This window comes from Dermacoccus sp. UBA1591, from assembly GCF_002322065.1.
Taxonomy (GTDB): domain Bacteria; phylum Actinomycetota; class Actinomycetes; order Actinomycetales; family Dermatophilaceae; genus Dermacoccus; species Dermacoccus nishinomiyaensis.
The window spans coordinates 6,849-19,352 of the sequence record NZ_DCNR01000081.1; the positions used below are offsets into that span (position 1 = coordinate 6,849).

General features: G+C 70.2%; 12 protein-coding genes. 4 read left to right on the forward strand and 8 right to left on the reverse strand.

What is annotated here, in order from left to right:
- Positions 1-2,576, reverse strand: a 2,576-nt coding sequence (locus B2284_RS08490) for an NAD-glutamate dehydrogenase domain-containing protein (protein WP_286697389.1), incomplete at its 3' end; no start/stop codon positions are given.
- 190 nt (positions 2,577-2,766) lie between these two features.
- On the opposite strand from B2284_RS08490, the gene B2284_RS08495 reads away from it, so the two are divergent.
- Positions 2,767-3,348: a hypothetical protein gene (locus B2284_RS08495; RefSeq protein ID WP_074045522.1), complete on the forward strand. Its 582-nt coding sequence runs from the start codon at positions 2,767-2,769 to the stop codon at positions 3,346-3,348.
- A 27-nt stretch (positions 3,349-3,375) separates the two neighbouring features.
- Here B2284_RS08495 and B2284_RS08500 read toward each other — a convergent pair whose 3' ends face one another.
- From B2284_RS08500 to B2284_RS08510, 3 genes are read right to left on the reverse strand one after another with little or no spacing between them, the layout of a single operon-like run.
- Positions 3,376-3,783 carry a DUF6912 family protein gene (locus B2284_RS08500; RefSeq protein ID WP_006945782.1) on the reverse strand — a complete coding sequence of 136 codons (408 nt, stop codon included), beginning with the start codon at positions 3,781-3,783 and terminating at the stop codon, positions 3,376-3,378.
- A gap of 37 nt (positions 3,784-3,820) precedes the next feature.
- Positions 3,821-5,107: a CpaE/TadZ family protein gene (locus B2284_RS08505; RefSeq protein ID WP_074045521.1), complete on the reverse strand. Its 1,287-nt coding sequence runs from the start codon at positions 5,105-5,107 to the stop codon at positions 3,821-3,823.
- Positions 5,104-5,784, reverse strand: a complete 681-nt coding sequence (locus B2284_RS08510; protein ID WP_131941310.1) for an SAF domain-containing protein — start codon at positions 5,782-5,784, stop codon at positions 5,104-5,106. Before B2284_RS08510 ends, B2284_RS08505 begins: the two co-directional genes overlap by 4 nt.
- Before the next feature lie 118 nt (positions 5,785-5,902).
- Here B2284_RS08510 and B2284_RS08515 point away from each other — a divergent pair, with 118 nt between their 5' ends.
- Positions 5,903-6,118, forward strand: a complete 216-nt coding sequence (locus B2284_RS08515; protein ID WP_006945776.1) for a helix-turn-helix domain-containing protein — start codon at positions 5,903-5,905, stop codon at positions 6,116-6,118.
- 81 nt (positions 6,119-6,199) lie between these two features.
- Here B2284_RS08515 and B2284_RS08520 read toward each other — a convergent pair whose 3' ends face one another.
- Positions 6,200-6,763 (reverse strand): hypothetical protein, encoded by a 564-nt coding sequence (locus B2284_RS08520; RefSeq protein ID WP_131941312.1) that lies wholly within the window; start codon positions 6,761-6,763, stop codon positions 6,200-6,202.
- A 200-nt stretch (positions 6,764-6,963) separates the two neighbouring features.
- Here B2284_RS08520 and B2284_RS08525 point away from each other — a divergent pair, with 200 nt between their 5' ends.
- Both B2284_RS08525 and B2284_RS08530 read left to right on the forward strand, forming a co-directional pair.
- Positions 6,964-8,076: a LysM peptidoglycan-binding domain-containing protein gene (locus B2284_RS08525; protein WP_006945787.1), complete on the forward strand. Its 1,113-nt coding sequence runs from the start codon at positions 6,964-6,966 to the stop codon at positions 8,074-8,076.
- Entirely contained in the window at positions 8,073-8,624 is a 552-nt protein-coding gene (locus tag B2284_RS08530) for an Rv3235 family protein (protein WP_006945785.1), read from the forward strand. Before B2284_RS08525 ends, B2284_RS08530 begins: the two co-directional genes overlap by 4 nt.
- A gap of 13 nt (positions 8,625-8,637) precedes the next feature.
- On the opposite strand, the gene secA is transcribed toward B2284_RS08530, so the two are convergent.
- The 3 genes from secA to B2284_RS08545 all read right to left on the reverse strand — a co-directional run.
- Complete coding sequence (gene secA, locus B2284_RS08535; protein WP_006945781.1) at positions 8,638-11,361, reverse strand: preprotein translocase subunit SecA; 2,724 nt, start codon at positions 11,359-11,361, stop codon at positions 8,638-8,640.
- A 97-nt stretch (positions 11,362-11,458) separates the two neighbouring features.
- A complete protein-coding gene (locus tag B2284_RS08540; RefSeq protein WP_006945783.1) occupies positions 11,459-12,073 on the reverse strand; it encodes a helix-turn-helix transcriptional regulator in 615 nt (204 codons plus the stop codon).
- Between the two features lie 127 nt (positions 12,074-12,200).
- On the reverse strand, positions 12,201-12,504 hold a 304-nt coding region (locus tag B2284_RS08545; RefSeq protein WP_286697390.1), incomplete at its 5' end, for a sigma 54 modulation/S30EA ribosomal C-terminal domain-containing protein.

The following is a 12,504-nucleotide window of genomic DNA, read 5'->3' on the forward strand; positions in this document are numbered from 1 at the left end:
TTCTTGACCATCTGCGCCTTGACGAGGCCGAGGATCTCGGTGCGGAAGTCCTCGAAACGGTCGCTCCAGCGCAGCCCGCCGCGCGCGACGAGCCCGAAGCGCAGGTGCACACCCTCGACCTTCGGGCCGTAGACCCAGATCTCGAACATCGGCACGGGCGCGGGGATGCCGGGAACGTCGGCGCAGCGGATCTTGAACACGAGCTCCGCACACTCACCGGAGAGCAACTTCGGCGTGTACGCGTTCGTGCGCACGATCGCCATGATGACGCCCTCGAGTGTGCGCAGGATGCGGTCGTGGTCGAGGCTCGCGACATCCGCGAGACCGTCGGCGAAGCGCTGGCGGACGGCCTGCGTCTGCGCCTCTCGCTCGTCGGCGTCGAGGGAGGGGTCGAAGCGCGCCTCGAACAGGCGCACGAGCAGCGACGTCAGATCCGTGTTCGCGAGCAGCGCCGCGACGACGTACTCGTAGCTGAGCGAGAACCCGATCTGACGCATGTAGCGCGCGAGCGCCCGCAGATGGTTGATCTGACGCCACGACAACCCGGCCGCGAGGACGAGCTGGTTGAGCGCGTCGTTCTCGGCCTGCCCGCGCCAGGCGGCGAGCACCGTCTCCATGACGTTCGTGCGCCGACGCGCGCTCTCCTGCGGCGTGTTGCCCCACATCGCCGTGCGATCGGCGACAAGGCCGAAGTCGTAGACGTGGCAGGTGGAGCCGTCGGCGCGCGTCAGCGTGTACGGACGCTCGTCCGAGACCTGCACGCCGAGGTTCGTGAAGATCGGGAATACCTCGGTGAGCATGAGCGGCTCGTTGCGGAAGATCTTGAGGCGTCGCTCGCGCGAGTCGACCTTGTCGGTGCCGTACAGCGTGAGCGCCGCGTCGTCGTCACCGAGGCGTTCGAGCCGGCGCATGTCGGCGACGGCCTGACGGGGGGTGAAGTCGTCGGAGTAACCGGCCGGGAACCCGTCTGCGAAGGTCGAGACGAGCTGGCGGGCATCGACGTCCGCGAGCCCCTCCTCCGCGTGCGCGGCCTGCGTGACGCGCTCGCTCCACGTGCGCGTCACCTCGAGGACGGCGGCGCGGATGTCGTCCGCACTGACGTCCGGGATCGCCGTCCCACGCGGCAGGCGCACCGTGTAGTAGATGCGTGCGAGCGCCTCGGAGGTGACGCGGGCGGTGTAGTCGACCGTCTCCGAGCCGTACGCCTGGGCGAGGTGCTGTGCAATGGCCTCGCGCACGCGGGTGTTGTAGCGATCGCGCGGCAGGTAGACGAGGACGGCGACGAAGCGGCCGTAGTCGTCATTGCGCAGGAAGACGCCGACGTGACGGCGCGCCTGCAGGCGCACGACCTCCGTGGCGATCTCGTAGAGGCGCTCCGAGGAGGTCTGGAACAGCTCGTCGCGCGGGTAGCTCTCGAGCACGTGGAGCAGGTCGCGGCCCGAGTGCGAGTCGGGCGAGTAGCCCGCCCGGCGGATCACCTTGGCGACGCGCTCGGCGACGATCGGGATGCTCGACGGCGACGCCGCGTAGGTGCGGGCGGTGTGCAGGCCGAGGAAGCGACGCTCGCCGGTGACGTTGCCCGCCTCGTCGAATGTCTTCACGCCGACGTAGTCGAGGTAGGCGTCACGATGCACGCGCGAACGCGAGTTGGCCTTCGTCAGCGTGAGCAGCTGCGGCGAACGCGCCGCGGCGCGACTCTGCGGCGTCATCCGCTCGAACCCGCGCGGCGCGTCGGAGGCCGAGCGCAGGATGCCGAGGGCGCTGCCGTCGACGGGACGCAGCACGTCCTCGCCGTCGACGACGTCGAGGGCGTACTCGCGATAGCCGAGGAAGGTGAAGTTGTCCTCGGAGAGCCAGGTGAGGAAGCGGCGCACGTCGGCCGTCGCGAACTCCGGCACCGACACGGGCGGGTTGGCTCCGAGGTCGTCGACGATGGCGAGCGCCTGGTCGCGCATGCGCTGCCAGTCGTTCGCGGCGGCGCGCACGTCGTCGATGACGTCGCTGATCGTGCGCTCGATCTCGTCGGCGCCCGTGAAGTCGCCCAGCGGCGAGATGTGCAGGTAGACCCACGACTCCTCGCTCTCGCGCTGGCCCTCCGGCACCGTGTCGGTCTGGCCGGGCAGGCGCACCGCGCCGGGACGCTTACCGCTGCGGCGCGCGAAGCACAGCTGCCCCGAGGCGTCGCGCCGCACCGCCATCTGCGGGTGCAGCAGGTCGCCGATGCCGGCGCCACGCGAGGTGACGGCGGCGACGATCGAATCGACGACGAACGGCATGTCGTCCGTGACGACGCGGATGACGGCGCCCGCAGTGAGACGGTTGACGCCCCCGTGCTCGACGGCGTCGTCGATGAGGGAGGCGGGCAGATCCCCCTCGACCTCGACGATCGAGTGCGCACCGGCGCGGCGCTGCGCGGCCTGCATCTGGCCCTCGACCACCCAGGCCAGGTGGTCGAGCGACTTGCCGGCCAGCTCGGCCGGAGGGATGTCGCCCAACACCCCCTGGACGATCTCGAGCGCGACCCCGGTGCGGGCCTCGACGTCGGACAGAGCAGGCGTTGGAGCCTCGGCAGACATGACCTCTCCTGGCAGAGCGACGGGCGGTACGACGCTGTACCGCTGCCGTCGACTCTAACGCGCCCCGGCGACGTCGACGGCCTTCGGTGTCGCAGACTTCACCGACGCGCCAGGACGCCTCGCGTCGTCGTCCACAAGCTGGGGGCTCGGGCTCGGCACGTTGTCGGTGCCGGCGCCTACGGTGGGGTTCATGGAATCACTCACCGCCGCACCCACGGACGTCGCCCCGCAGCTCACCCGGGCTGCGCTGCGACTGCTCGACGTCACGTTCGAGCCTGCGGCGGTGTGCAGCGGTGAACGCTTCGATCTCGTCGTCGAGGCGTTGAGCGATCAGTTGAGCGACACCGCGACGGCGCTGCTGGCCACCGCTCCCCCGCCACCGTTCCGCGCGCCCGAGCTGCCTCAGATCGCCGGGGCGACGACGCGTCGCGCGGGGGTGACGTTGCGGCGCGCCGTCGAGGAGGGCACGCTGCCCGGCAGCGGCCGCTCCTTGACCACGAGCCGTGACGATCTGCTCGACGTCGAACGCTCGATCCGCGACCTCGTGAGCACGCACCCACAGCTCGGGTCCACGGCAGCGCTGCCCTGCGCGGACGCGGTGGGGCGCCTCGCGCGCGTCGTCTCCACCTACGCCCACGGCTACGCGCGGGTGGCTGCCGCGCTCGCACGGCCCGGCTGCTCTCGTGAGGCGGCCGCCGACGCGGCGGCCCGCACCGAACGAGCGCTCGTGCGCTGCCTCGATCGCTGCGGTGACACGCGGGCCCTGCGCTGAGCGCGGGCACGCTCCGCCGGGGGCCGCTCAGAGCAGTGCGCGTACCGCGTCGATCTCGCTCGCGTCGTACCAACTGAGTTCGAGGTCGGCGTCGTCGCTCACCTGCTCACCCTCGTCGCCGACGAGGAAGCACGCGACATCGCGCAGCGTCACGTCGCCGTCCACGACGACGCGGCCGGGGAGTGCGCCGCCACCGGTGGAGGCCGCGGGCCTCACTCGAGCGTCCGGCACGTCGACGACCACGACGACGACGCGGCGCCCGGCACAGCCTGCGGCTGCGAGTTGCGTCGCGATGTGCTCGTGCAGTTCCTCGTCGCCGTGCGGGGCGAGCGCGCGCACGTCGTCGGTGACGGCGAACGCCGCCTCCACCGTCAGAGCCGAGGTGGCGAGCGCCGCGACACCGTCAGCGGTCACGGGGCAGTACAGGCGAGTCATCGGAAAGCCTTTCGAGCGGTGGGGCGACGCCTCGAGCCTAGCGGCGCCGCCATGCGCGACGACGACGCGTCGCATGCGGTGCCACGTCGGCGCCCAGCTCGCTCGCGAGATCGCGCACGGCGGCGAGGTACGGTGCGCCATCAGCGCCCTCGAGCAGGGTTCCGCGCAGCACCGCGGCGTCCAGCGCATCGCGCACGTCGGGCAGCACCGCCACGGGTCGCACACCGAGGAAGCGTTCCAACGCGTCCGCGACGACCGACGAGGCGCTCCCGCCGACCGCTCGTTCGCGGGCCTTCGACACGACGACGCGGACGTCGTCGTGCAGGTCGATGATCGCCGGCGCGTGTTGCACGAACCGTTGCAGCGAGACAGGGTCGCAGCCGGCGAGCGCGACGACGTGGTCGGCGCGCGCGAACGCCTCACTCGAGACCCCGACCCGGGAGGGAGCGACGGTGTCGAACAGCAGGCTCTCGTCGGCCTCGACCTCGGCCGCCACGTCGATGACGACCCAGCGGTAGTGCTGGGCGGCGAGATCGAGGACGCGGCCGAGGTGAAATCGGGTCAGCTCGTGCCAGCGCCCGGAATGCCCTATGCCGGTGAGCACGTCGAAGCCGGGCGTGACGTGCGCGGCGATGGAACGTAACTGGTGCAGGTTGAGGGTGCCCGCATCGACGAGACGCGCGGCCGCGAGCACGCCGGGTGCCTCGTCGAGCAGCCCGAGATGCGCCGAGCAGGACGGCGCGACTGTGTCGGCGTCGACGAGCAGCGTCGGCCCGCTCTCGCTCAGGGCCTGCGCGAGATGGGTGGCGCACGTCGTGCGCCCCGGAGCGCCGGGCGGGCCCCACACGACGACGGTGGTGCTCGTCGGCGATGACGCGGCCGCTGCGCCGTCATCGGGCCCGTCGGTGGCCAGGGTCGTCTCGGCCTGTTCTGCGGCGGCCGAGAGCTCGTGCTCGGCGGGGCCGGTGTGCGCGAGGGTCTCGAAGGCCTGCTCCAGCTCGCCCGATCCGACGACGTGGGTCCGTCGCAGGGACCACGCCTCGCACTGGCGAGCGTCCAGAGCGGATGTGGCTGAGACGACACCGAGCACCGACGCACCCCGCACGGTCAGTTCCGCGACGACGCTGCCGTTCATGCCCGGGAAATCAGGGCTGATCGCGGCGACGGTGACGGCGCCCGACTCGGCGGCGCTGAGTAGTTCGGTGACATCGGCGCAGCGCCGCACGAGGGTCGCGTCCTCGACGGAGGCGAGCTCCTCGGCGAACCGCGCCTCGAGACGCGCCGAGATCGCGGTCGCGACGGTGCACACCGTCATCGTCGTCACGAGCGGGCCGCCGAGTCGAGCGGCACCAGCGTGATGCGCGCGCCCGAGTTGACGGCATCGATCATTGCCGGCAACGACTCGCGCGGGACGAGGATCTCGACGGGCGAGCCGTCGGCGACGGCGACGACACCGCCGCTGCGCGAACCGACGTGCGACACCAGGGCCCGCTCGACGCTCTGGTGCGGCTTGTCGAAGCCGGTCGAGCCGGCGCCCTCCTTCTTGTCCGAAACCCAGACCTCGACGTCCCCGCCGGAGCGGATGACGTCGGCCTGCCCGCGCTCGACGTTGACCGACAGGGCGCGAACCGTCACACCGGAGGCGTCCCCGACGGCGTTCTTCGGCACGAGCTCCCCGGCCCCGACGGCGCGCTGGACGACGCCGCCCGGCTGGGTCGCGCTCGACAGGTACTGCCCGCCGCGATCGTCGAGACGAACCCTCGTCGGCACGAGGTCGGACGAGGTGAGGCGCTGACCAGGCACGAGGGCGCTCTTCGCACTCCACACCTGCACCGAATCGTCGAACGAGCCGATGACACGCAACGTGCCGAGCACGCCGAGGGCGAGCAGCACGATGCCTACGACCCAGCGCACGTCCTTCATGCCGGTCGGCACGAACCGCCGCGCCGCCTGCGCCCCCGGCGAGACGTCCTTCAACCTGCGTACCCCACGCTCACCCACGATGTTCCTCCTCGTTCGTCCACAGCCGAGATCCATCGTCACGCGGGCGAGCGGGCCCGACGCCTAGAATGATCGTCAGGTTTTGGTAAGAATCTCCGCACCCGTCGAAAGGCACCCCATGGCGCAGCGCTTCGTCCAGATCGCCGACGTGGCGGAGACCCTCAACGTCTCGGCGCGGCAGGTCTACGGACTCGTCAAGTCGGGTGAGCTGCCGGCGATCAAGATCAACAACCAGTGGCGCGTCGAGGCAGCCGAGGTGGAGCGCTACATCGAACGCGCCTACGCCGCAACGCGATCCGCCGTCGCCGCCGGCGGAATGGGCGAGGACTTCTGAGGGCTCGACGTTCGTCCACGCGCGCCTGATCACCTGCTCGGGGGGCCGGCGTGAGGTGTGAACTCAGTCAGCGGCAGCGGCTCAGCGTCCGCTGGCGTTGACGTCGATCCACGCGAGATGGGCGAGCGGGAGCACGAGACTCGCCGCGCCGCGCGCCGGGGTGAGGACGACGTGATCGGCGCTCACCGCGTCGATCGTCCCGACGATCGTGTGCCCGCCGAGGCGATGCCAGGCGAGAGGGGCACGTGAACGCGCCATGGCACGCAGCACGCTGCTCCATCCGCGTCCGATCGACGAACCGTCGGCCGCGACGTGGGGGCGCCCCAGCCCGCTGACGCAGGCGATCGCACTGACGGGCACGAGACGGAGCCCGGCACGCACGAGGTCGTCGACACCGTGCACCGCATGCACGCCGTCACGATCGAGAGCGAGCCAGCCCTCCCCCACGTCGAGGAGGTGCCCGCGCAGAGTCTCGGTGCCGACGCTCAGTGCGACGACACTGCCGATCCCGGCACGCAGCCGGTCGACCAGCGTGACGCCGGCGTGCTCGACGCGCACGCTCTCAGCGACCTCTGCCCGCGCCTCGGCACGTTCCTGTGCCTCCTGGGCAGCCTCGAGGTCGGCCAGCAATCGCTCCATTCGCATGGCTCGACGCTAGAGCAGCGAGGAGCTCGGACGGGCGAAAAAAGTTTTTCATCTTCCACGCCCCCACTCGACACGATGTGTCGTTACATTGCATTCATCGACATCACACGTCACTGAACGTCATCGTTCGTCATGGATGTTGATCGGCGGCGACACGAGTCGCGCCGAGGCGCATGACGCGACGACGAAGGCGGAACGCGATGATCACGACGACCAGGACGAGCACGTCGAACCCCTCGAACACACCTGTCACGCCGCAGCAGCTGAGGAGCGCCGGCATCCTGGCGGGCCTCAGCGCACCGCTGCTCGCGACAGCAGCCGTGGCCGTCGCCGTCACGACCCGACGGGCGCTGCCCGGGCCCGGCGCGACGAGCGAGGACGTCATCGGCGTCGCCGCGGGCGCCGTCCTCACGCTCGCGCTGGCCCGCCTGGCGTGGCTCAGTCTTCGCTCTGCCCTCGACCTGCGGTGCGAGGCACGGCTGCTCGTGGCGGGCGACCTCGAGTGTGGCCGATCGGCGCTCGTCCGAGTTCAGGTCTGCGATTCGCGCTCTGTCGTGGCGCGCTCTGCACCGGTAACGGCGGACGCGACGGGGTCGAGAACCCGCACGGCGAGTCTGTTCCTCGCCGTCGCGGCACTCATCACCGTCGGCGCGCAGTCGGCCGGGGCCGCCGAACCCGCGCCGCGCCCGTCGTTCTCCGTCTCGGCCGAGGTGATGCCGCCCGCCTCGGCCTCTGTCACCGACGCAGCGGCCCCTTCCGGGGCGGTCTCGCCAGCGGCCGCCACTCCCTCGGGCGCGGCACCTGCGTCTGGCACAACCAGCTCGCACTGGCCCGACCGCGAGGCCCCCGACGTCGACGCCCCGGACTTCGAAAACCCCGACCTCGACGCCCCTGACCTCGACTCCCCCGCGTTCGGTTCCCCAGCGTCCGTGTCGGCCCCGTCCGAGGCACGCACATCCGACTCGGCCACGTCCGACACGCCCCAGCCAGCGGTGCCGCGTCCCGGCTGGACGCCGGATCCGTTCAGTACCTCGAACGAGCTGTCCGCCATCGTGCTGGGCACGCCGCGCGGTTCAGGCACGGCCGCGGAACACAGGACGCACGTCGTCGTGCGCGGCGACACGCTGTGGAGCATCGCGGCGTCCTACCTCGCCCCGGGCGCACCGGCGGAAGACGTCGCGGCGTCCCTGCCGGGCTGGCTCGAGGCCAACCCGCTGCTGCGGCTCGATCCGGACACGATCGAGGTCGGCCAGCAGCTCACCCTTCCTGCGTCCTTCGTCTCGACCACCTCAGCGTTCGGAGCCCACCGATGACCACCCTCACCCTCGAACGAGCGAGTGTCGCACCCCCGCGCGCGGCCCACGAAATGCCGCGTGAACTCGATCTGCACGAGATCGGCGGGTTGCTCGACGGCTCGCTGCGCGTCGCCGACGTGCCGGCCATCAGCGCGCGCCTCGCGGTCGACGTCAGCCGCGAGCGCCTGCCGCACCGCGGCGAGCACGACGAGATCTTCGGCCCGCAGCACACGGCGACGTCCGCGTTGCCGGACGCACGGGTGTGGACGCAGCGCTTCGCCCTGGCGCTCGTCGAGGCACTGGCGGGGCGTCGCTCACCGACGCAGCTCACGCCGCACACGAGCACGGACGTGCTGGCCCGCATCCAGCGACGCCACCGCACGACACTGCGTCGCGGTGCCGCGCCTGGACCGACGGGCGTGCGGCGCGTTCAGGTGTGCCAGCCGTGCGACGGCGTCGTCGAAGCGGCCGTCGTCGCCCGCGTCAACGGCCGTGCAACGCCGATCGCGCTGCGCCTCAACGGGGTCGACGGGCGCTGGCAGGTCACCGTCCTCGAGCTGATCTGAGCGTGTCCGCGCCTCAGCGCTTGCGCTTCTTGCCGCCCTTGCTCTTGCGGCTGCGCGCTGCGGAGCGACGCTGTTCGCGCGACATCTGCTCCTCGTCGTCCATGACGTGCCCGTCCTTGGCGACGACGTGATCCTCAGCGAGGCCCTCCTCGTTGGGCGCCGTGAAGTGCAGCTGCTCCTGCTTGGGTGCGGGCGTGGATGCCTCGACCTCGGCGGGGTCGACGTCGACGTGGAAGAACAGCTGCGTGGACTCCTCCTTGATCGACTCCGTCATCGCCTCGAACATCTGGAAGCCCTCGCGCTGGTACTCGACGAGCGGGTCGCGCTGAGCCATCTGCCGCAGGTGGATGCCCTCCTTGAGGTAGTCCATCTCGTACAGGTGCTCGCGCCACTGGCGGTCGAGGACGGTGAGCACCACGCGTCGTTCGACCTCGCGCGCAACGCTCGAACCGAGGAAGGCGACGCGGTCGTCGAACGCGTGCTGCGCATCGGAGCGCAGTTCCTCGCCGAGGATCTCCGGCGTGATGCCGGCGCGCCCGCCGAGCTCCGCCTCGAGCTCCTCGAGACGGATCGTGATCGGGTAGAGCTCCTCGAGGGCGCCCCAGAGTCGCTCGAGATCCCAGTGCTCGGAGAAACCGTCCGCGGTCGCCGTCGCGACGTACGTGTCGATCGTGTCGTTGATGAAGTGGCGCATCTGGCCGTCGATGTCGCCCTCGAGCACACGCTTGCGTTCGGCATAGATCGTCTCACGCTGACGGTTGAGCACGTCGTCGTACTTGAGGACGTTCTTGCGGATCTCGAAGTTCTGGCCCTCGACCTGGCCCTGGGCGGACTGGATCGAGCGGGAGACGATCTTGTTCTCGATCGGCTGGTCGTCGTCCATGCCGGAGCCCGACATGAACCGGTCGACGAGCGCCGCGTTGAACAGGCGCATGAGGTCGTCCTGCAGCGACAGGTAGAAACGCGACTCACCGGGGTCGCCCTGGCGACCGGAGCGTCCGCGCAGCTGGTTGTCGATGCGGCGCGACTCGTGACGCTCGGTGCCGAGGACGTACAGGCCGCCGAGCTCCTTCACCTCGTCGTGCTCGGCCTTGACCGCGGCCTCCGCCTTCGCGAGGGCCTCGTCCCAGCTCGCCTCGTACTCCTCGGGCGTCTCCTCCGGGTCGAGGCCCCGCTGCTTGAGCGCGGCGACGGCCATGAACTCGGGGTTGCCACCGAGCATGATGTCGGTGCCTCGACCGGCCATGTTGGTCGCCACGGTGACGCCGCCCTTGCGCCCGGCCTGCGCGACGATGGCGGCCTCGCGCTCGTGGTGCTTCGCATTGAGCACCTCGTGCGCGACGCCCTTCTTGCGAAGCAGCTCCGACAGGCGCTCCGACTTCTCGACGCTCGTCGTACCCACGAGGACTGGCTGGCCCTTGCGGTGACGCTCGGCGATGTCGTCGGTGACGGCACGGAACTTCGCGTCCTCGGTGCGGTAGATGCGGTCGGGCTGGTCGACGCGCTGCGGCGGGTTGTTCGTCGGGATCGTGACGACACCCAACTTGTAGATCTGGTACAGCTCGGCGGCCTCGGTCTGGGCCGTACCCGTCATGCCCGACAGCTTGTCGTACATGCGGAAGTAGTTCTGCAGCGTCACCGTCGCGAGCGTCTGGTTCTCGTTCTGGATCTCGACGCCTTCCTTGGCCTCGATCGCCTGGTGCACACCCTCGTTGTAGCGACGTCCGGCGAGCATGCGGCCGGTGTGCTCGTCGACGATGAGGATCTCGCCGTTCATCGCGACGTAGTCCTTGTCGCGCTTGAACAGTTCCTTCGCCTTGATGGCGTTGTTGAGGTAGCCGATGAGCGGCGAGTTCTGCGCCTCGTAGAGGTTCTCGATGCCGAGCAGGTCCTCGACCTTCTCGATGCCCGGCTCGAGCAGGCCAACGGTCTTCTTCTTCTCGTCGATCTCGTAGTCGCCCGGCTTCGTGATCTTGCCGTCCTTGCCCTTCTCCGCGCGCGTCAGGTGCTCGACGATCGAGGCGAACTCGACGTACCACTTCGTCGCCGCGTCGGCCGGGCCGGAGATGATGAGCGGCGTGCGTGCCTCGTCGATGAGGATCGAGTCGACCTCGTCGACGATGGCGAAGTTGTGGCCGCGCTGCACGAGCTCGTCCGTCGACCAGGCCATGTTGTCGCGCAGGTAGTCGAAGCCGAACTCGTTGTTCGTGCCGTACGTGATGTCCTTGTTGTACTCGTCTCGGCGCTGCGCCGGCGTCATCGACGACAGGATGCAGCCCGTCTCGAGCCCGAGCGCCCGGTGCACGCGGCCCATGAGCTCGGACTGGTACTCGGCGAGGTAGTCGTTGACGGTGACGACGTGGACGCCCTTGCCTTCGATCGCGTTGAGGTAGCTCGGCAGTGTCGCGACGAGCGTCTTGCCCTCACCGGTGCGCATCTCGGCGACGTTGCCCATGTGCAGCGCGGCACCACCCATGATCTGCACGTCGAAGTGACGCTTGCCGATCGTGCGCTTGCTCGCCTCGCGCACGGCGGCGAACGCCTCGGGCAGGATCTGATCGAGGCTCTGCCCGTCCGCGAGTCGCTTGCGGAACCGGTCGGTCTCCTCGCGCAGTTCGGCGTCGGTGAGCTTTTCGAAATCCTCTTCGACGATGTTCACCTGAGCGGCGATCGCCTCGAGCTTCTTGAGCGTTCGTCCTTCGCCGGCGCGCAGAACACGTTCGACAACCTTGGGCACGCGAGACTCCGTAAATCGTTGATCGATCACCTCGGGCGACGGGCCGTTCTCACGGCCCCTCACGCGAGGTGGCGCCCGACGCGCGGGCACAGTTCCCCTAAGAGTAATGGGTGAGCGGCGGCGCCGCCCAGTCAGAGTCCGCTGGGTCCGGTGCGTCTGCGGTTGCCTGTTCCCCCGGCGCCTGACGCAGCAGCGCGCGCGCCTCGGCGCGCGAGGACACCCCGAGCGTGCGATAGATCCGGGCAAGGTGGTTGCGCACGGTGTTCTCCGACAGGAAGAGCGTCGCGGCGATGCTGCGGTTCGAGCGGCCACGAGCCACAAGGTCGAGCACCTCGCGTTCGCGCGCGGACAGGGCGTACGTCGGGTGGGGCGCCCGGGCGAGGGCGCATGCCACCGCCCACACCTGAGCCGCTCGCTCGGGCGCCACGTACGGCTCGTCGGCACGCAACATCCGGGCGAGCGCCGCTTCGTCGAGTGGCGTGGGCACCTCGGCGAGCACACCGTGAACACCGCAGCGGATGGCGGTGGCGAGGATGTCGTCGTCCTCGGTGACGACGAGCAGGTGCTCGGGGGTGGCGTGTTCGAGCTGGGCGAGCAGCTCCGCGGCGCTGCGCGGCGCACACCACCGCCACGGCACCTGGCCGCCGGTGATGACGCCGACATCAGGTCGGCGACCCCTGAGAACGTCGCGCGGCGCGCCGGCGACGTTCATCGCTCGAGCCTGTTGGACGAGAGCGCTCGCGTGCACGAACCCGACCCCATGGAGGCGTCAGGGCGCGTTCGCCGGGCGGCGGGAGGTCCGTGACGCACCCGCCGCCCGGCGTCATCGGGCGCGCTGCTCAGGCTGTCTCCTCCAGCGTGTCCGGTGCTTCGTCGACGACGTCGAGGTGGATCACTCCATAGCTCCACCCACGGCGGCGGTAGACGAGGCTCGGACGACCGCTGCTCTTGTCCTGGTAGAGGTAGAAGTCGTGGCCGACGAGTTCCATCTCGCGCAGGGCCTCGTCGACGTCCATGGGCGCGCTCGCGTGCACCTTCTCGCGCAGCTGCACCGGGCAGTCCGGATCCTCACCGAGCTGGGCGGCCTCCGGCGCGTCGTCGCGCGTGTCGGGCATGATCTCGAGCACCGGCAGATCCGCCGTC

Bases quoted from the DNA above. Each gene is read 5' to 3' on its own strand.
- B2284_RS08495 (WP_074045522.1), top strand. From the start codon at position 2,767: ATGGAATCACTCACCGCCGCACCCACGGACGTCGCCCCGCAGCTCACC.
- B2284_RS08500 (WP_006945782.1), bottom strand. From the start codon at position 3,783: ATGACTCGCCTGTACTGCCCCGTGACCGCTGACGGTGTCGCGGCGCTC.
- B2284_RS08515 (WP_006945776.1), top strand. From the start codon at position 5,903: ATGGCGCAGCGCTTCGTCCAGATCGCCGACGTGGCGGAGACCCTCAAC.
- B2284_RS08520 (WP_131941312.1), bottom strand. From the start codon at position 6,763: ATGCGAATGGAGCGATTGCTGGCCGACCTCGAGGCTGCCCAGGAGGCA.
- B2284_RS08525 (WP_006945787.1), top strand. From the start codon at position 6,964: ATGATCACGACGACCAGGACGAGCACGTCGAACCCCTCGAACACACCT.
- B2284_RS08530 (WP_006945785.1), top strand. From the start codon at position 8,073: ATGACCACCCTCACCCTCGAACGAGCGAGTGTCGCACCCCCGCGCGCG.
- B2284_RS08540 (WP_006945783.1), bottom strand. From the start codon at position 12,073: ATGAACGTCGCCGGCGCGCCGCGCGACGTTCTCAGGGGTCGCCGACCT.